An 18,590-nucleotide genomic window follows, 5' to 3' on the forward strand; every position below is an offset into this window, starting at 1 on the left:
TCGGCTGCCCCCTCTTTTTGTCCCGTTGCGGCAGAAAATTTCGGGCGGGAAGTATTTTGATGGCCGAAGGCAGGTGCCTAGTTTCCTGGTCCGGCGCCCAGTTGGTTGGATCATGCCAACGGAATGCTACATCACATCAGCTTCAGGTCGGTGCCCGACCAGCCGGGAAAGAGATCTTCTCCACCATCTACGCCCAGGTGCTGGGCGGCTACGCCGGAGAAGACGGACCGGAAGTCGGTGGTTACGGGCAGGTCCCGGCCATCTTCCAGGTTGGCTACCTTCAGGGCGGGTACGTCGCCGTAGATTTTTCCTCCCCGCACCGAATTACCCAGCACGAAGAGGCAGGAGCCCCGGCCGTGATCGGTGCCGAACGAGCCGTTTTGCTTTACCGTCCGGCCAAATTCGGTCATGGTGAGCAGGCACACCTCATCCTGGTGGGCGGCAATGTCCCGCCAGAAGTTGCTGATGCAGGCGCTGAGGTCGTTGGCGCGTTGGGTGAACCCACCAAAGGCTCCACCCTGTCTGGAGTGGGTATCCCAGCCACCGCTTTCGGCAAAGGCAATCTCCAGTCCTACCCCCGCCTTGATCAACTGGGCGATTTGGCGGAGGCTTCTGCCCAGGGCGGAATTGGGGTACCGTACCCCGCGGGCGGGCTGATAATTGTCCAGTTCCGCTTCGGCGAGCATCTGGGTGGCATCCAGGGTTACCGAGCCCGAGGACCGCAGCAAATCCGCCGAAGTTTGCCGGTAGAGGGCTTCGAAGCCTTCCGAGGCGGCGTTGCCGCCCATCCCGGCGGGCAATCCCGCAGCGAGCCGAAGGTCCTCCAGGCGTTCCACCGAAATCGCGTAGGAGGTCCCGTAGAGGCTTCGGGGCAAGGCGGGCGTGAGGCTTACGGCGCGAAAGGGCGTTCCGCTTCCGTCCAGTTGCCCGGCAACCCGATTCAGCCAGCCATCCGGAGTACTCTTCCGACCGGGGGTTCCGGCCTCCATGTAATCCTGTGCGTCAAAATGGCTCCGGCTCTGGTTCGGGGAGCCAACCCCGTGGACGATGGCCAAACGGCCATCCTCGTAGAAGGGCAACAGGGGGGCCAGACTCGGGTGCAGTCCAAACCTGTCGTCGAGCGCGCGCACCTTATCGTTGCCCGTTCGGGCGGCATCCATCACTAATCCGGGGCGCAGCTCCTTCAGGTGAGGATCGTTCAGGGGTTGGACGGCGGCCAGTCCGTCCATCGCCCCCCGTTGAAAGATGGTCACCAGCACCTTTGGTCGGGTGCCGTTGGGCTGGCGGTAGTCGCGGGCCGCGGCCCGCACGAAGGTGGGCACCCCGCCAAGGGTAGCGGCAAATAGGGCGATGCCGGAATTTTTGATAAACGCTCTGCGTTGCATGGCAATTGATTTTGGGGTTAAAGGAGGATCGTACTACTGTCGCTGAAATTCCGGCGAACCGAGGATCAGGCCCACCGTCCGGGCGAGGCTTTCCCGCTCGGGTGCCACCACGGCTTCGTCCGGCATCACCTGGCTCCCTGCGGCCACCGCCACTTTATCCGCAAATCGCGGGTCGTTCAGCACCGGCAGCAGCAGTTCCTTGGTTTCGGAATGATCCCGGCCGGGCAACAGTAGGGGCAAGTAGGTGTCCAGGGCCGCCGTTGGAGACTCAGGTTCCCGCCCTTGGTTGACGGAAAGCACGTCCACGGGGAGGCCAGGAATCTGGTTGCGGGCTAGCTCCAGGCCAAAATTCATGCGGTTGAGCAGGGCCGCGCCGTTGGTCCACTGAGTCGCCTCGTCCGGATAACCGGTCGGTGCCTGATAGGCATAGAGGGGCTGTCCCATGCGGGTTAACCACTGCGCCAGGGCGCGAGGATGCTCGGGGGCCTGACCAAGTGCCCGCACACTGCTGACGACATATTCCAGCGGCGTTCTGATTTTTTCGGTGCGCGAAGCCCAGAAAGCTTCCGATTCCACCAGGGTGATCATCACTTTTTTCAGATCTCCCTCGCTCCGCAGGAAGGACTCGGCCAACTCGTCCACCAGCTCGGTGGGTGGTGCATCGTTCACGAACCGCACGGCCAGTTTAGTGGCTAGGTGGTGGGCCGTCGATGGATGCAGGGCCACGCGGTCGAGAATTTGCTCTCCTTCCTCCACACCGCCGCCCGCCGGGAAGCGCTGTCCGAGGATAACCTTTTCTTCCGCATCGTGGCGTCCGGGATCAAAGTAGAATGCATCGCGGAGCACCGCCTTGCGGCGCAGTCCCGCCAGCCCCACCAAACGGTCGAGCTTTTTGGGTAGTGGATAAATTCGGGGGTCTACCTTCCAGCCGGTAAAGGCCCGGGCGGCTTCCTCAATATCCCGTTGGGTGTATCCGCCATCCACTCCGAGGGTGTGCAATTCGAATAATTCCCGGGCGTAGTTTTCGTTCACCCCCGGCTGCTGCATAAACTGTTTAAGTTGAGCGGCACTGATCGGGCTATTCTCATCGCTTCCCATCCGCTTTTGGAGCAGGTCTTCACCGCTTCTGGTGGGCATCAGGGTTTCGACGCCCTCCGCCGCGTTGGAGCGATTGTTGTCCAGATAAATCAGCATAGCCGGATGGCGGGCGGTGGCGCCCAACATCTCCCGGAAGTCCCCCAGTACGTGGGGACGGATGGCGTCGCGCTCGTAGGCCAGCACGTGGGGGGCACCGTCGTTTACCCGGGTGATGGATACATTAAAGTGGTTGAACCAGAAATCCGTCAGCACCTCTTCCAGCTGATTTTCTGACTGAACGGCCCGGTCAATCTTTTGGGCCATAAGTTGGTACATGAGATCTTCCATCGGTTCAAAACCCAGTTGTTGCCCCAGGCGGGTGAAGCGGGCATACTGGCTCTGGTCCTCCGGGCCGGGCAACTCCTCTACGTTGAGGATGCGGTTGAGCTGACTGGCCTGTCCGGCCTCTTCGGCCAGTTGGTCCCGGTTACGCGGTCCGGCGGCCATGCCGCCGCCCATATCTCCCATCCGACGACGCAGGACCGCCTGCACGTCTCCGTCCGCCTCGGCGATCTCCTCCCGGAGCATCATCGCACCAAAGATCAGCTTAACACCGGCAGAGGGATATTTCTTGCCAATCTCCTGGGTGGTCATGCCCAGGGCCGGATATTTCCTCCTTAACTCGGCCTCCAGCTGGCGGTCCTCCTGGGGATTTAACTGCTCCGAAAGCCAGTTTTCAATGCCCTCTTCCAGCAACTGATCCACTTCTCCGGGGCGAGCGCCGTAGGCCAGCCGGTCCAGTAAATGAGCGGCCGCCTCCCGTTCCGTCAACCCCGCTTCCGCGTACGGAAGGTCTAATTTGGGAGCCCGTTCGGCGGGCGAGAAGTAACTGAATCCACCCCAGCTCAATAGCAGGCCAAGTAATAAGATAATTTTAGGCATGGTGTCTGTTTTTGATGCTCTGGGAACGACCGGAAGTGATCCAATTGATTTTTCCATTCCCCGATTTCCGGGTGAAACGCCTGGATTCCGGGGTGAATCGCCCCGGGGCGCTTGCCGAATTCCGGGATTTCCCCGCTTCTTTGTGACACTATGCAGGAGCAATTGTCAATCCAGTCCCGGGAAAATGTCCATCAGTGGATACTGCTTTTTTGTGCCGGGATCAGTCTGCTGTTCTCCGGACCAAGAATCCTCATGGTCCTTTTCCAGGAAGATCCGGGGGTGATTGGCCTGGAGGGAGAATGGATGTTGCTCCAGGCCTTTACCAGCCTGGTGGTCGGATTCTTTGCCTATCTGGTCACCGCCTACTTCAACGTCTGGATCTACCGGCGCTTTCGTGGGCCCCGGCAACGGATTTTCTTTACGATTACGCTCAATTTTTTCGGCTTCATTTTCCTTTCCGTGCTGGCCTGGATACTGCATGAACGCATTGCGGGAGCAGTGGAATATCCGGAGCTGTTACGGCGGAATTACGTGGGTCGGATTTTTGTGGCGACCCTATTGATCGTGGCTGCGGTCTACCTGTGGGTCTATTTCCGCGCCAATCAACGGATGATGCTCGAAAATGCCCGGATCAAAGAGTTGCACGCCGAGGCACAGCTCACGGCCCTGCGGCATCAAATCAACCCACACTTCCTGTTTAATTCTCTGAACACCCTGAGTGCCGTGATCCGCACGGGCGACCGGGAACGGGGCGTCAACCTGGTGGACCAATTGTCTTCCGTCTATCGGTACGTCCTACGGGTCAACCGGGAAGCAACCGTACCGCTTCAGGATGAGATTAATTTTCTGAACAACTTCGCGGATTTACTCCGCGCCCGCTTCGGTGACAAGTTCAACCTGCGGATACAGCTCTCCTCCGATTTGTTATCCCGGCACATTCCTCCACTGGCCCTGCAGTTGCTGCTGGAAAATGCCGTCAAGCACAACGTCATCAGCCGGTCTTCCCCCCTGGTAGTCGATATCGTTACCGAGGGTGACTGGGTCATCGTCAGCAACCCCCTTCGCCCCCGGCCCCATCAGGAAGGCGGGGGGGTAGGCCTGATCAACCTGTCGGAACGCTACCGCCTACTCCAGGCGCCCTCCCCCATCATTGAACGTCAGGAAGGCACCTTCCTCGTAAAACTCCCCCTGCTTAGCCCATGAACGTCCTGATCATCGAAGACGAGCCCCTGGCGGCCGCCAACCTGCGGGAGATGTTGCGGTCCCTCCGCCCACAGTTTGAGCTGGTGGGAATACTGGAAACCGTCGCGGAGGCCACGGCCCTTTTGTCGGAATCTCCCCCGGGGATTGACCTGGCCTTCTGTGACGTTCACCTTGGTGACGGCAGTAGTTTTTCCATTTTTGAAGAGGTCCCCGTTCACTTCCCGATCATCTTCACCACCGCCTACGACGAATACGCCCTGAAGGCTTTTTCGGTAAACAGCATTGATTACCTGCTCAAACCCATCCAGGAAGCCGGACTCCAACGCGCCCTCGATAAATTTGACCGTAGCAAGGCTGCGGCAACAACTGACCCAACCGACCTGAGTGCCCTCCTCCAACAGTTTGTCCAAAAAGACTTCCGGCAATACCGCCAATCGTTTCTGGTCAGCTTTCGCAACCGCCTGATCCCGGTTGCGGTCACGGATTTTCAGTATTTCTATATTTTGGGCGATCTGGTCTACGGACAGCGTCGTTCCGGCCCCCGTTATCAACTGGACGAAACGCTGGAAACACTGGAAGCCCAGCTTGATCCCGAGCAGTTCTTTCGGGCCAACCGACAACTGATCGTTCGTCGTCAAGCCATTGCCGGGCTCCAAAGGGCCCTGCACGGCAAGTATAAATTATTGCTTCACCAGGTGCAGGAACCACCGAATCCGGACCCCATCGGCCGGGAGCTGGTAAAAACTACGGTCAGTAAGGCCCGGGGCCCCGTCATTAAGCAGTGGCTCAGCCGCTGAGTAAATGTTAAGACGGCAATCCGGGGTCGGGAAAAATGTTAAGGCCGGCAAGAGGGCGTTAAAGCGGCATTAAATGACCGGAATATTGGCAACCCCACCGTGATTCTTTCGCATTTTAGGTAAAACCCACAAGTGAAAAGTCATGAAGAAATTACTGCCCATACTCGCCCTGTCCCTCCTCTTTATTTCCGGATGTAGCATCGAGGACAGAATCGAACGTCGGGAAGACCGCCTGACCGGCACCTGGATCGTTGAAAAAGCCTTTTTCAATCGGGACGGTGCCCTGTTCCGCGACAACATCACCAATGAATTCCGGGGAGACCGCGTCACCTTTTTTCCGGATTATTCCCTGGAGTACGTGGCCGGCAACGGGGAGGTCTTTCAGGGCGTCTGGTTCATTGACGCCTTCCGGGACCGGGAGGATGATCTGGAATTTACCATTGACGCCGACTTCTTCGATTTCCGGGGGGACCTGGCCTTCCGCTGGGTCGGCGAGATTACGCTCCTGACCGAAAATAACTTTAACGTCAACATCGCCGAGCGAACCGGCATTTTGCGGATCCGCTGGGATAAATTATAGTATCTCCCGAACGGGTTACGGCTTTGGCGGGTGGCTCGGACGGTATTTATCCAGCCAACTCACCTGGGCGGCCATCACGGCGTTCTGCCACAGAATGTACAGCATGGGGCCCAGCGTGGCCAGCGGCCCGAGAAAGGCCAGGGCGATCCAGATGGCCAGCATGGTGTTTTTCCGGCCGAGGGCCAGGCTTCCCTCCACTCGCTGCCCGGGGGGCAGCAAGTAAGCCCCCACCGTAAAGTTTAGCAGGCACAGCAGCCCCACGGCTCCCGCCGCCAGCCAGACCACCGACCAGTCGGTGCTGCTCTCGTAGCGCAGAAAGTGCGAGAGCTTGGCCGAAGCAATGAACACATTGGTCACGAACAGGGAGAAAAACCAGGGGCTTATTCCGGTCAGGAACGCATGCAGGGGAGCCGAAAAACTTCGGACGAGTTGGGCCGCCGCCAGGGGGACGCCGATGGTGATCAGGATGCTGAAAAAGAGGCTAACCAGTTCGGACAGGGGCGGTTGTTGCCCGAGGACCAGGGGGATAAGGAAGGGCAACACCACGGCCATCGCACCGTGGGTGATGAGAATGGACCCCACCAGATAGCCCGCGTCCCGTCGCATAATCCCGGCGATCACCGGACTGATAATCGCGGTGGGCGCCAGGGCGATGGCAAAAAGCAATAAGCCAAGATCCGTGCCGTGTAAACTCCCCAGCCAATAGGCCAGCATGGCCAGCAACGGCAGAAGGGCGGCGGCATACCATTGCTGGCGGTAGAAGATGCTTTTTCCGATCCGGACGCCCAGGAAAGAGAAAAAGAGCAAAATCATCAGAAAGGGCCGGATGAGAAAGCTCAGACCTTCAGCCGAAGGAAAAAAGAGCCCCAGGAGGAGAGCCAGAATGATCAGGCCGGATTTTTTCATAGTAACCCTCAGTGAGGTATTAGCGGAAGTCGCCAAAGGTACGCCACCGGGGCGCTGTAGTTACGTTTCCATACCACCGATCACGGCTCCTTGCCAGCAAGCCAGGCACCAGCGCGCCGCCGCCCGTCACAAAAAGACTGGGCCACCACGGCAACTTTTGGGAGCCCCAAAGCCTTTGTCCGCTAAATTCATGCTTATTACCTTCGCGCCATGAGCCAACCAACAACCATTCTTTCCGGTATTCAACCCACGGGCAAACTTCACTTCGGCCGCTACTTTGGGGCCGTGGAGAACTGGAAGCGCCTGCAGGAGGAATACGATTGCCTCTACATGGTGGTCAACTACCACGCCATGACGATGCCCTTCCAGGCCAAGAAACTGGCGGAAAACAGTTGGGAGTTGTGCTTCAACCTGATGGCCTGTGGCATCAAGCCGGAAAACATCTTCATCCAGAGTCTCGTTCCCGAGCATACGGAGCTGAACTGGATTCTGAATTGCTTCACCAGCTACGGTCAGCTCACGCGGATGACCCAGTTCAAGGACAAAAGCCAGCAGAACGAGGAAAAGGGCGCCGATGGCTTCATTTCGGCCGGCCTGTTTACCTACCCCGCCCTGCAGGCAGCGGACATTCTGATCTACAAGGCAGGGCTGGTGCCCGTCGGCAAGGACCAGGAGCAACACCTGGAACTGACCCGCAACATCGCCCAGCGCTTCAATAATTTTGCGGGTAAGGAGTACTTCCCCATTCCCGAGGCGCTGTACACCAAGGTGCCCAAGGTGATGAGTACGGCCGACCCGACGCGCAAAATGAGCGCCAGCCTGGGCGACAAGCACAACATTGACGTGTTCGCCGACGAAGCCCGGATTCGCAAGCAGGTACGCAGCGCCGTCACCGATACCGGGGGCGCGGACGCGGGTGCCATGAGTCCCGGAGTGAGCAATCTTTTTCAGTTGCTGGAGGCCAGCGGGAAAACGGAGGCCCACGCCAGCCTGATGGCCGACTACGAGGCCGGCGCCCTGAAGTACGCCGACCTCAAGGAAGCCGTGGCCGACGGACTGGTCGCCATTTCCGGCGGCATCCGGGAACGGCTGGCCGAGTTGAAGCAGGACCGTAAGGCCGTCAAAAACCAAATCAAACAGAGCAGTTACGAAATTCGGAAGCGCGCTCAGGAAACCACCAAAGAAGTCAAGGAGATTTGTGGTCTCATGAACGTTCGCTTTTAACCGGCACAACTGATTGACCATGGTCACTTCCGAAAACCAATCCATCAGCTTAGCGCTTACTTTCCGCCAGGTTCGCGACTTTCTCCGGCGCCCCGAAGACCAGCCCCTCACGGGACTTTCCCGCGGCGACAAGTGGAAGAGGCTGTTCCACGTATTCCTCCTCGATTTACTGGGTAGCGGGGTATTCATCCTACTCCTTTCGGTGCTCGAGCCCCTGGGACTGTTTGACCCCGAGGAACACGCCGTGGCGCAGGCTTTTGAAGAATTGGGCACGGCAGGGATGCTTATTCTCGCCGTCTTGGTGGCCCCATTTTTCGAGGAAGTATTCTTTCGGTTCCCCCTGCGGTTTAAGCGTAACCCGCTGGCTTTCATCCGGCGATTAATCGCCGGCCACGACGCCGATAAACAGGAGCGTATTCATCGGAGTTGGGACCGCCGCTTCCCCTGGATTTTCTATCTCTTCACCACCGTCTTTGCCCTCATTCACCTGACCAACTTTCCCTTCAGCGTCACGATTTTGCTGCTGGCGCCCATCCTGACGGGCGCCCAGTTTGTCCTTGGTGCCCTGGCCGGTGTGCTGCGGGTACAGCAGGGATTCCTGTGGGCCTTTGCCCTGCACGCCATTCACAACCTGCTCTTCGTGGGTTCCGCCATCCTCTTCATGTCACCACCGGCGATCATTGAGGTAAACAACACCAACTACCACCTTGAGGTTAGGGAGAGTACTGCCGGCGACCTCGATTACAGTAGTTACGTCACGGCGGACTCACTGGCCTACAGCAACTTTACGCTCCGCGCGCTCCTGATCGACCTCATTGAACGGGAGGAGGATGAGGTGAAGTTTGATCCGGAGGGTTTTGACAATCCCCGCCTCGACGTAACCTACGGACCTGATTTCCCCCAACGCCGCCCCAAGATGGACGTCCTCAACGAAATTCGGGGATACTACGGGATTGAGCTCATTGAAGGCGACAGCCCCGAGGAGATCATCGTAAGGTTTAGTCCGGAAAGTCCGGTCCTCTCCGCCAAAGAATAAACCCTGCCGACACCATGACCTACACCGAAGCCGTTGCCGAACTCGAACAGCTCCTGGAGCAACTCCAGGAAGTGCCCACGGACGTGGATCAGCTCTACGCCCGCGTAGCGCGGGCCCAGGAACTGGTGGCCGCCTGCCGCGAAAAACTCCGGGGCGTGGAAGAACGGCTGGCGGCGTTGGAGAAACAATCCGAAGGTTAGCCAGCACATCACCCCCCTCATTCAGAAAAAATCATCGTAATTGGGACAGAAGACCGTACTCATCACCGGCGCTACCGGAGGAATTGGATTTGAAACCGCCGCCGACCTCGCCGGCCGGGGTTATTCGGTGCTGCTGCACGGACGCAACGCGGAAAAAGCGGAAGCGGCCGCCGACCGGATCAGAGAACGGCACGCCGGCTCCGAAATCCGTACGGTGATTGCTGACCTGAGCCAGTTGGCGGACATCCGCCGCATGGCCGATGAGGTGCTGGACACTACCCCCCGACTGGACGTGCTGGTCAACAATGCCGGAATTTGGAACAGCCACCAGGAACTCACAGAGGAAGGCGTCGAAAAAACGTTCGCCGTCAATCACCTGGCCTATTTCCTGCTCTCGCACCTGCTGCTGGACCCCTTACGGGCCGCCCCCCAGGGGCGGATTATCTGCGTGGCCTCCGACAGCCATAAGCAGATTAAGGGTATGTTTTTTGACAACCTCAACCTGGACGGAAACTACCATGGCCTGCGCAGCTACGCCCAGAGCAAACTCGCCAACGTACTGTTTTGCTACGAGTACGAACGCCGCCGCCCCAGCGAGGACTACCCGGCCATCTACGCCGTGCAGCCGGGACTGGTCCAAACCGATATCGGGCTAAAGGGCAATACCTGGTTACACCGGCTGGCCTGGCGGGTCCGCCGGCAGATGAGTGGCCACAAAACACCCGCGGAAGGCGCTTCGACGAGCATTTACCTCGCCACCGAACCCGCCGTACAGGAACACAGCGGTCTGTACTGGGACAATTCTAAGCCAAAGGATTCCTACTCTTCCTCCTACGATAAGGACGAAGCACGCATTCTCTGGGAAACCAGCCTGGAGATGGTGGGCATCAAGCAATTCTTCTAGCGCCTGGGGGCAGGCTCAAATCAAGACCAGGGCAACCGATTTCTACTGGTTCACTACTGCTCAACGGCCTCCAGTTCGGGCTTCTCCTCCCGGTACTTGCTGAAGAGTTTTTCCAGGAGCCGCAGCTTCATCCTCCGCGGAATCAGGAAACCTAGGGTGACGAGCACTTTTACCAGCAGTCCGGGCCGGATCACGTCCTTCCCGGCCAGCATGCCGCCGATGGCCTCGGGTGCGATGTCCTCGGGCATGGTTACGAGAATCTTCGCCAGGTTCCCCATGGCGGCCACGCGCTTGAGCCCGTCTTCATTGGTGATTACTGGCCCCGGACACAAGACGGAAACGCCAATGTCATAGTAGCGGAACTCCTCCCGAAGCGCCAGAGAGTAATTGTAGACGAAAGCCTTGGTGCCGGTGTACACGGTTTTGTAGGGCAGGGGAAGCGTGGCTTCCATGCTGCTCATATTGAGGATCCCGCCCCGGGTGCGCTTCAGTTGCGGTAAGAGGGCGTAGGTCAGGTCCACCATCACCTGGTTATTCAACTGCATCATGACGTGGTACTCCCGCCAGGAAGTATGCTCGAAGAGTCCTCCGCGCCCGAATCCGGCATTATTGATCAGGTAGGTAGGGGTGATCCGCTCCTGGGCCAGCCAGTCGAGTACGGTTTCTACCGCACCGGGCTCCACCAGGTTACACCCCAGGGTGCGAAAGTGTGCCCGGGGGTATTGCGACAATTCATCGATGATGTGGTCAAGGTCCTTATTCGGAAGAGCGACTATGGCCACACCAATACCACGCTTTATGCATTCCAGCGCTAATGCCCGGCCGATACCGTGACTTCCTCCCGTTACTACGGCCCAGGAAACCATGCCTGGTACTTTTACTTTCGTCATGCGATTAACAATATAATCACGACAAATGTAGCATGATAAAATGACCTACGGCACCATTTTGTTAAAACCCTAACGCTTTGTCGGGGAAATTAACCTTACGTATACTTACCGATGATGCCCTCATCATGGCCTAATCTCCTACCTTTACGCGCCGAAACTTCTGATTATGTATTTGCTTACCGGTGCCGCCGGATTTATTGGCAGCGCGCTCGTTCGGTACCTCAATGACCAGGGAATTACGGACCTCATCCTCGTAGATGATTTTATGCACTACCAGGATAAAACACCCAATTTGCTGGAAAAACAATTCCGGCAAAAAATTGAACGAGATCAGCTTTTTGACCGCTGGGACGAGGAACGGTGGCCCCTCAAAGGAGTCTACCATCTGGGTGCCCGCACCGACACCACGGAAACGGACAAGGCGCTGTTTGACCGCCTGAACCGGGAATACAGTAAGGAAATCTGGCGCCGTTGTGCCCAAAACGCCATCCCGCTGGTGTACGCCAGTAGTGCCGCTACTTACGGGGAAGGAGAACACGGTTACGTGGATGACCACGAAGTCGTAAACCAATTGACGCCGCTGAACGAGTACGGCCGGAGTAAGAATGACTTTGATGCCTGGGCCCTTCAGCAACCCACCGCCCCACCCCACTGGTACGGGTTAAAGTTTTTCAACGTTTACGGTCCCAATGAATACCACAAGGGTCGGATGGCCAGCGTCATCTGGCACACCTTCCGGCAGGTAAAGGCTACCGGGGCGATGAAACTGTTCCGCAGCCACCGGGAGGGCATCGCCAATGGCCACCAAAGTCGCGACTTCATTTACGTCAAGGACCTCTGCCGGGTAAATCACTGGCTGATGGACAATCTACCCTCCCCCAGTGGCCTGTACAACCTCGGGACGGGCACCGCGCGCACCTTCCTGGATCTGGCGACGGCCACCTTCCGGGCCATGGACGTCCCGGTGGACATCAGCTTCATCGACACGCCCATCGACATCCGGGAAAAGTACCAGTACTTCACCGAGGCCGACATGAGTAAACTACGGTCCGCCGGCTACACGGCCCCGTTTTATAGTCTGGAAGAAGGAATAATGGACTATGTGGTCAACTATCTCGCTCCCGGCGAGTACTGGTAAATAGACTCCGTTATTCCGATGGCGGCGCCCATGCATTCGTTCAGCTTGTCTTTTTGGCACGGCGTGCGGGTGCCAGGGACATTCCGGGTGCAGTCTTTGCCCGACCAGGGCTCCCGGCACCTGCCCTCCGTGGCCCAATGGTCGCAAATCGGTTAACGAGTGGACTTAAATCATCATCCCGTGTGGCTGCTACTTCTTCTTTCCTTCTTCTTACTACCACCGGATTCCACCGGTGCAGCAGATAATCTGGAAACCCGCCGGTTTCGGGTCATGAAGGGCGATAAAGTACTGGGCTGGAACGAAGCGACCCGCAGCCGGAAGGGCAACGCGACCCACTACACGAATACCAGTCAGAATACGGTGAGCCTCATTAAAAAATTCGTCATCGATTATCACTACGAAGTGACCTTCCGGGATAATCGACTGTACCAGTCCACCGCCAACGTGATGGTCAACGGCAAACAGCGGACCTCCACGGCCGTGAGCTGGGAAACGGACTGTTACCGGATCCGTGAGAAGGGCGTGGAGACCAACTGCGTCGGGGGAGACATTCTGTTTACCAGCGTGATGCTCCTGTTCCAGGAGCCCCGGGGCCATAGCGTCGTCTTTTCCGAGGAAGAGGGCGCCATGCACCACCTGCGCTACGTAGACGGCGCCTACGAAAAGACCAACCTGAAGGGAAAGGTCAACCGCTATTATTACGAAAACAACCGACTGGCCCGGGCCGAGCTCGATGCCGGGCTGGTTACGGTCACCATCCTACCAGAATAAGCCCAACCATAACTTCAAAGCCAAATTTCACCACCACCATGCACAAGACCACCCAAACGCTAGGCGAATTCATCATTGAAAACCAACGTGACTTTGAATTCGCCAACGGTGAACTGTCCCGTTTACTGAACTCCATCCGTCTGGCCGCTAAAGTAGTGAGCTACGAAGTTCGCCGGGCCGGACTGGTCGACATCACCGGCACCGTAGGTGCCACCAACGTGCAGGGCGAAGAGCAAAAGAAGCTCGATGTTTTTGCCAATGAATGCTTCATCAACACCCTCACGAACCGGGACATCGTCTGCGGTATTGTGTCCGAAGAAAACGAGGAACCCATCCACATTACCGGGGCCAATAACCGCAACCAGAACAAGTACGTGGTCCTGATGGATCCACTGGACGGCAGCTCCAATATCGACGTAAACATCACGGTGGGCACCATTTTTGGCATCTATCAGCGGGTCTCCCCCGTCGGTACGCCGGTCACCATGGAGGATTTCCTCCAACCGGGGAACATGCAGGTAGCGGCGGGCTACATTGCCTACGGCACCTCCACGATGATTGTGTACACCACCGGTCAGGGCGTAAACGGCTTCACCCTCAATCCCGCCATCGGCACCTACTATCTCTCTCACCCCAACATCCAGGTTCCCGAGATGGGGCGCATTTATTCCGTCAACGAGGGCGGCTACGTCCACTTCCCCAAAGGGGTCAAGAACTACATCAAGTATTGCCAGCGAGAGGAGGAAGACCGCCCCTACACCAGCCGCTACGTGGGCAGTATGGTCGCCGACATTCACCGGACGCTGCTTCAGGGCGGCATCTATATGTACCCCAAAAGCTCCGAAAGGGAAGCCGGTAAGCTACGCCTGGGCTATGAATGTAACCCGGTTGCCTTCCTCCTGGAACAGGCCGGTGGCCGCGCCACCGACGGGTTCCGCCGCATCATGGACATCAAGCCCGAGCACATCCACCAGCGGGTGCCCTTCTTCGGTGGCAGCACCCAAATGGTCGAGAAGGCGGAGTCCTTCATCCGGGAAGCGGAGGATGATGCCCGTAAGACTGAAATTGAAGTTTAACTTGGTGTCCGGGCAACTGGCATAGCATATAGGGTGATAAAAATCCACTGGTCTGACCAGACATTACTCGCCAATGGCTTCGTTATGTACTGTTCAAATCAGGGTAAACCGTGGTCGGAAGCCTGTTTTGCGAAGGCGCAGCCGAGTGAAATGGCGTCCGAACACTATTTTATGTATAGCTCAAGCGCAAAATTGTTATCACCCTAAATAGCATGAATAAATATCCCGAAGTCGTTGATGCAACAATGGTTGGAGATTATCCCCCAATAGCAAGTGCAGGTGGAGGACTCGTCTGGGATGAAGTGCTGGAATACCGAGTGTGGTGCCATCCCGAAAGCGGTGCAAAAAATTTTCACGATGGGGATGATTACTACTTCGCATTTTCAAGTTATGAAGAAGCCAAAAAGTATTCAGACAATCAACCCGGCACCGAGGAACCCATCGCGTTGATCCGACAAAAAGAATTTATTGATGAGCCCGAAAAGGGAAAATATATTCACCGGGTAAAGGAAAGAATCGCCGAATGGAAAGTTGAATGGCTGCAAAGACCGCGCAGAACCGAGCATACCATTCCTGATTTCATGGCACCCGATGCCCCCGAAAACCGGTTGGACATCATCAGGGGCCAAACCTAAAATTGCTGACCATTGAAAATCGCCACCGACGTCAAGACCGCAGACTGGAACAGCATTGTCGAAGGACTAAGGGAGGACGGCTGGAAAATGAGCAACAAATACCTGGGGTTTGACGCCGGGATCGATTACGACTTCCTGGTCTTAAGGAAGGGCGAAAACAGCATTGAATTTGCCTGGGGAAACTGGTTTGAAGGTGAAATCAAGGCCGAGGAGGAATTACTACAGATGATCCAGGAGAAGTTCAATCTGCGGTTTACTTTCGGTGAAGCAACACTGTTGGACCTGAGCGAAATTAAGCCTAGCGGGCTTCAGCGGCTGATCAACTGGTTCCGGAAGAAGCGATAAATCATCGTCCCCCACCGTCGCCCAGGTGTGCTCATCAATCCCGCGAAGAGATGGTATTGAGCCCCCGGGTGAGTTCCCGGATGATTCCCTTCTGGTTCGGATCATAGATCCAGTTGGTATCGAAGCGCCCCAGGAGTTCGGCGTTGGCTTCCTGCGAAAGCGCCAGGCTGTGGAACTCGGTGCCCTTGTTGTGCTGGAAGAACTTGACTTCATTGAGGATGTCCTGATCGATTTTGTACATGACGAAATCGGAGATCATCAGCACGTCTGCGTCCCGGTAGTCCTGTTGTTTTAGTTGGCGCAGGGCTTCGTAGAGGGCCAGCGTAGCGTCCGTCCCACCGTAGAAGGACATGTTCAGGAAGGCCGCCAGTTCGTCAATACTGTTGGCGATGTCGTAAAGATCAATGGTTTTGATCCCGGTACTGAAACTGATCAGGTAGGCCCGGCGGTTGCTTTCGATGGCCATTTTCAGGATACCCAGCGTGAGTACTTTGGCGATCTCTTCCGGGCGGCCCATCATCGATTGGCTCGTGTCAACGCACACGATGAAGGGGCCCTTCTCCCGCTGTTTGATTCTCTGGTGTACCTCCGTTACCTGGTCTTCGCTGCGCACCAGCCGTTTGTCTTCGTAGCGGAGGGTCAGCAGCCGCTCGTCGGCCAGCTTCTTCAGGAAGGCCATCTCCGTATTTTGGTCACTGAGCAGGGCCGCCTCCGAACTCAGGAGGTGGCTGAGGTCCTTGCTTTCGTGTACGCCAACGATTTCACTCTTCAGCAGGGGATCGGTAATCCATTCCTGGCGAACGATGGTCTTCTCGAAAGTTTCCTCCTCGATTTCAATCTCGGCTTCCCGTAATTTACCCAGCAGGTCGGCCAGTCGACGCAGGCTTTCCTCGTCCTGCAGCAGCTGATCGTACTGTTCCAGCGTATCGAAGCTGGTGGACTGCCAGAGGTCCCGGCTCATGTCCCACCCCAGATAGTCCGTAAAGGGATTGATGATGGACCGCAGCCGACGGTATTCTTCCACTTTCTGGCTCATCAGGTCCACGAAGGCTTCTTTAGCCTCGTCGTACTTCTGCAACTGGTAGGCAAGGATTTTTGCCTGCAGCAGCGCGTCCCACTGGCTGAGTAAATCCGTAAGGATCCGTTCAAAGTTCTGGTGATCGTCCGGTGTCCACTCCCCAAGGTCTTTATTGAAATAACGGTGCAGGCGGTCTTCGTAGAAGGCGCCGTCCAGTTCCTCCCGGGTGTAGGTGGAGCGCAAAAATTGCAGTAAGTGCGGGTACCGGGTGGCGAAGGCCTTGACGGGGGTTACGCTCCAGCCGGACAGTAATTCAGCCTCCCGTTCGTAGGGGTGTTTGACGGCGGATTTGGTAAAGGTCTTCTTGATCCAAAAGAGCGTATCCAGGACGATCTGCTGGGTGATGCTTTCGTTGTTCTTGCAGACAAAAAGCAAATGATCAATGGAGAAAATATCGTCCAGGGCACCAACAAAATACTCCGCGTAACGATCGTTAAGCTCTTCGCCCAGGTAGGCCTGACCGGTAAGCTTATACCGCAGGTATTCGACGAAGTAGCGGCGGGTCCGCCGGTCGAGTAGGTTGCCGAATTCGATGAAGCGGCTGAATTCCTGTTCCAGTTGCTCGGTGATGGGAGAAGTACTTTGCTCCTTAGGGTAATGCGCATTTCAGGGAAGCGGTTCAGGGAGGGCTTGATGAATCCGCTTTATGGTGCGGAAGCAGCAGTAGAATGATTATACTTGACGCTATAATCCGCGGACCACAAAAAAGCGCCGCCTGCTGGATAGCGGACGGCGCGGTAGTACCACTTAGTACAATCTGAGAATCGATTTTTGGGAAGGCTACCCTACAGTCTTTCGAGCCCAAAGTGCTCGATGATGGTGAGCAGCTTTTTACCGATGTCCTTATCCCGGCTGTAACTGGTGCGGGCCAGGGCGGCAATCCATTGTTGGTAGTTGACGGATTCATTGGCCAGCTGGGGGAATTCACGGTCAATCAGTTCGCTGTGGGCCCGCCAGTTCATCCAGGCGTTTTCGTAGTAGCCATTTGCGGTAATGGTCCCGAAATGGTTGTTGTTTTCCCGGGCGGCGGGGTTGGTCCCGGCACCGCTGCCCAGAATGGCCAACGCCATTTTTGCGGGAGCCGGAATGGAGAACTTATCTTCCTCTCCCCGCGCCACCCGCTGGAATCGGTTTACGTAGGCGCGGACCTCCCGGACGTTATATTGTTCTACCGACCATACCGCTTTCGTGGGCTCGGGAGCTGCCACGGTAGCGGCGACGGGCAATACACTCATATTATCTCGAGCGGCTGGGTCCGCAGAGGCATCACTCGTTTTTGCCGCCATGTGGCGGCCGGTGGTGGTACCCGCCGCGAGGCCCTCCTTCCCCATGCTGATGGTAAAGTCGACCTGCCGCTGGGTAAAAACAAACAACAACAAACCAATCAGGCCCAGCCGAAACCAGCTCAACCGAAAGCGCTCCATCCAGGCTGGAGGAATGTACTCCGTCCGGGAGGCCCGAAACTTCAGGGAGGAAAAATACTGCCCGGCCCGCGTCCGCATACGACGCCACAGCAAAGACCAGTCAATGGTTAAAATTCGATCGTTACGGCGTCGGGGTGCCGGAGAGGAAGAGGAGGAAGACATAGCCGTTTACTTTTTGCAACCTACCACAAATTGTGGCTTCATTACAAAAGTAAAACTTTTTGTTTTCAAAAACAAATCCTTCCAACAATTTATCCGGTTTGGGTTTGCCGACTTCCCGGATGGTTATTCCACCCCTACCCTTTAGGGGTTTCTTTCAGCAGCACCCGAATGGGGCTGCCGTCGGAGCCCGCCAGCTTCAGGGGCAGGCAAATCATTTCGTAGTCGCCTTCCCTTATTTTACGGAGGTCGACTCCCTCGATGATCCATACCTCCGCGCTCATCAGTGCGCGGTGGGTTTGCGGGTTTCCGTGGTGAAAGGGGCCGACGCTCAGGTAGTCTACCCCCACCAGTTGAAGTTTTCGTTCGGCGATCCAGTGGGCCGCCTCCGGGCCAATGCCCCGGTATTCCGTATCGAAGGGGTCCTGGAGCCAGAAGGCCTTATCGCTGTTGGGGGTGCGCAACAACAGGCGTTCGCCCGGCTGCAGGGGCCGCGTGCGCGCTTCGTAGTCCGACAGGTGCTCGGGACGAACCTCGGCCGGACAGTCGATCGCCGCCACCCGCACGGGTCCCAGCCCCACGTGAACCGGAAAAAGGGAGATGTCAATGCCTTCGGCCATAAAGTGGTTGGGGGCATCCATGTGGGTACCCGAGTGGGCACTGAAGTGCAACATCGTCACCTTGGCCTGATCACCGCAGTGGATACAACTCAGGGTATCAAAGGTGGTGGGAGGTTGACCGGGCCAACCGGTCATGTGCTCAAATATGGGGTAGGTGACGTCCGTCCAGCCTTCGTACCAATTTTCCATTTGCGTCGTAT

20 protein-coding genes are annotated in these 18,590 nt (G+C 57.0%); 13 read left to right on the forward strand and 7 right to left on the reverse strand.

What is annotated here, in order from left to right:
* Nucleotides 1-131: 131 nt before the first annotated feature.
* A complete protein-coding gene (locus E1J53_RS02790) occupies nt 132-1,385 on the reverse strand; it encodes a DUF1501 domain-containing protein (RefSeq protein WP_134271687.1) in 1,254 nt (417 codons plus the stop codon).
* Nucleotides 1,386-1,418: 33 nt separating this feature from the next.
* Complete coding sequence (locus E1J53_RS02795) at nt 1,419-3,404, reverse strand: DUF1800 domain-containing protein (RefSeq protein ID WP_173021347.1); 1,986 nt, start codon at nt 3,402-3,404, stop codon at nt 1,419-1,421.
* Between the two features lie 162 nt (nt 3,405-3,566).
* On the opposite strand from E1J53_RS02795, the gene E1J53_RS02800 reads away from it, so the two are divergent.
* The 3 genes from E1J53_RS02800 to E1J53_RS02810 all read left to right on the forward strand — a co-directional run bounded on the left by E1J53_RS02800 (nt 3,567) and on the right by E1J53_RS02810 (nt 5,984).
* A complete protein-coding gene (locus E1J53_RS02800; protein WP_173021348.1) occupies nt 3,567-4,607 on the forward strand; it encodes a sensor histidine kinase in 1,041 nt (346 codons plus the stop codon).
* Nucleotides 4,604-5,404 carry a LytTR family DNA-binding domain-containing protein gene (locus tag E1J53_RS02805; RefSeq protein ID WP_134271684.1) on the forward strand — a complete coding sequence of 267 codons (801 nt, stop codon included), beginning with the start codon at nt 4,604-4,606 and terminating at the stop codon, nt 5,402-5,404. Before E1J53_RS02800 ends, E1J53_RS02805 begins: the two co-directional genes overlap by 4 nt.
* Nucleotides 5,405-5,546: 142 nt before the next feature.
* Complete coding sequence (locus E1J53_RS02810; RefSeq protein WP_134271683.1) at nt 5,547-5,984, forward strand: hypothetical protein; 438 nt, start codon at nt 5,547-5,549, stop codon at nt 5,982-5,984.
* Nucleotides 5,985-5,999: 15 nt separating this feature from the next.
* On the opposite strand, the gene E1J53_RS02815 is transcribed toward E1J53_RS02810, so the two are convergent.
* On the reverse strand, nt 6,000-6,890 hold the full coding sequence (locus E1J53_RS02815) for a hypothetical protein (protein ID WP_134271682.1): 891 nt from the start codon (nt 6,888-6,890) through the stop codon (nt 6,000-6,002).
* Between the two features lie 210 nt (nt 6,891-7,100).
* Between E1J53_RS02815 and trpS the strand changes: the two genes are divergently transcribed.
* Genes trpS through E1J53_RS02835 form a run of 4 tightly spaced genes read left to right on the forward strand, consistent with a single transcriptional unit; the run spans nt 7,101 to nt 10,254 of the window.
* Nucleotides 7,101-8,114: a tryptophan--tRNA ligase gene (gene trpS, locus E1J53_RS02820; protein ID WP_134271681.1), complete on the forward strand. Its 1,014-nt coding sequence runs from the start codon at nt 7,101-7,103 to the stop codon at nt 8,112-8,114.
* Nucleotides 8,115-8,133: 19 nt separating this feature from the next.
* A complete protein-coding gene (locus E1J53_RS02825) occupies nt 8,134-9,150 on the forward strand; it encodes a CPBP family intramembrane glutamic endopeptidase (protein WP_134271680.1) in 1,017 nt (338 codons plus the stop codon).
* A 14-nt stretch (nt 9,151-9,164) separates the two neighbouring features.
* Nucleotides 9,165-9,350: an exodeoxyribonuclease VII small subunit gene (gene xseB, locus E1J53_RS02830; RefSeq protein WP_134271679.1), complete on the forward strand. Its 186-nt coding sequence runs from the start codon at nt 9,165-9,167 to the stop codon at nt 9,348-9,350.
* A gap of 40 nt (nt 9,351-9,390) precedes the next feature.
* On the forward strand, nt 9,391-10,254 hold the full coding sequence (locus tag E1J53_RS02835; RefSeq protein WP_134271678.1) for an SDR family NAD(P)-dependent oxidoreductase: 864 nt from the start codon (nt 9,391-9,393) through the stop codon (nt 10,252-10,254).
* Between the two features lie 53 nt (nt 10,255-10,307).
* Here the strand turns inward: E1J53_RS02835 and E1J53_RS02840 are convergent, their stop codons facing one another.
* Nucleotides 10,308-11,144: an SDR family oxidoreductase gene (locus E1J53_RS02840; RefSeq protein WP_134271677.1), complete on the reverse strand. Its 837-nt coding sequence runs from the start codon at nt 11,142-11,144 to the stop codon at nt 10,308-10,310.
* Between the two features lie 166 nt (nt 11,145-11,310).
* Between E1J53_RS02840 and rfaD the strand changes: the two genes are divergently transcribed.
* From rfaD to E1J53_RS02865, 5 genes are all read left to right on the forward strand, one after another.
* A complete protein-coding gene (rfaD, locus tag E1J53_RS02845) occupies nt 11,311-12,282 on the forward strand; it encodes an ADP-glyceromanno-heptose 6-epimerase (protein WP_134271676.1) in 972 nt (323 codons plus the stop codon).
* Between the two features lie 180 nt (nt 12,283-12,462).
* Nucleotides 12,463-13,053, forward strand: coding sequence for a DUF6134 family protein (locus tag E1J53_RS02850; protein ID WP_134271675.1), 591 nt, complete (start codon nt 12,463-12,465; stop codon nt 13,051-13,053).
* 38 nt (nt 13,054-13,091) lie between these two features.
* Nucleotides 13,092-14,129, forward strand: a complete 1,038-nt coding sequence (fbp, locus tag E1J53_RS02855; protein WP_134271674.1) for a class 1 fructose-bisphosphatase — start codon at nt 13,092-13,094, stop codon at nt 14,127-14,129.
* Between the two features lie 212 nt (nt 14,130-14,341).
* On the forward strand, nt 14,342-14,764 hold the full coding sequence (locus E1J53_RS02860; protein WP_134271673.1) for a GCN5 family acetyltransferase: 423 nt from the start codon (nt 14,342-14,344) through the stop codon (nt 14,762-14,764).
* A 12-nt stretch (nt 14,765-14,776) separates the two neighbouring features.
* On the forward strand, nt 14,777-15,109 hold the full coding sequence (locus tag E1J53_RS02865; protein WP_134271672.1) for a hypothetical protein: 333 nt from the start codon (nt 14,777-14,779) through the stop codon (nt 15,107-15,109).
* A gap of 34 nt (nt 15,110-15,143) precedes the next feature.
* Here E1J53_RS02865 and E1J53_RS02870 read toward each other — a convergent pair whose 3' ends face one another.
* Complete coding sequence (locus tag E1J53_RS02870; protein WP_134271671.1) at nt 15,144-16,562, reverse strand: VWA domain-containing protein; 1,419 nt, start codon at nt 16,560-16,562, stop codon at nt 15,144-15,146.
* Between E1J53_RS02870 and E1J53_RS02875 the strand changes: the two genes are divergently transcribed.
* Nucleotides 16,563-16,706, forward strand: a complete 144-nt coding sequence (locus E1J53_RS02875; protein WP_154640124.1) for a hypothetical protein — start codon at nt 16,563-16,565, stop codon at nt 16,704-16,706.
* Between the two features lie 266 nt (nt 16,707-16,972).
* On the opposite strand, the gene E1J53_RS02880 is transcribed toward E1J53_RS02875, so the two are convergent.
* Together E1J53_RS02880 and E1J53_RS02885 are read right to left on the reverse strand one after the other, a co-directional pair.
* Entirely contained in the window at nt 16,973-17,773 is an 801-nt protein-coding gene (locus E1J53_RS02880; protein WP_134271670.1) for a glucosaminidase domain-containing protein, read from the reverse strand.
* 134 nt (nt 17,774-17,907) lie between these two features.
* Nucleotides 17,908-18,579, reverse strand: a complete 672-nt coding sequence (locus tag E1J53_RS02885) for a cyclase family protein (RefSeq protein ID WP_173021349.1) — start codon at nt 18,577-18,579, stop codon at nt 17,908-17,910.
* Nucleotides 18,580-18,590: the final 11 nt, after the last annotated feature.

The sequence above is a fragment of the Lewinella sp. W8 genome (assembly GCF_004375085.3).
In the GTDB taxonomy this organism is placed as follows: domain Bacteria; phylum Bacteroidota; class Bacteroidia; order Chitinophagales; family Saprospiraceae; genus Neolewinella.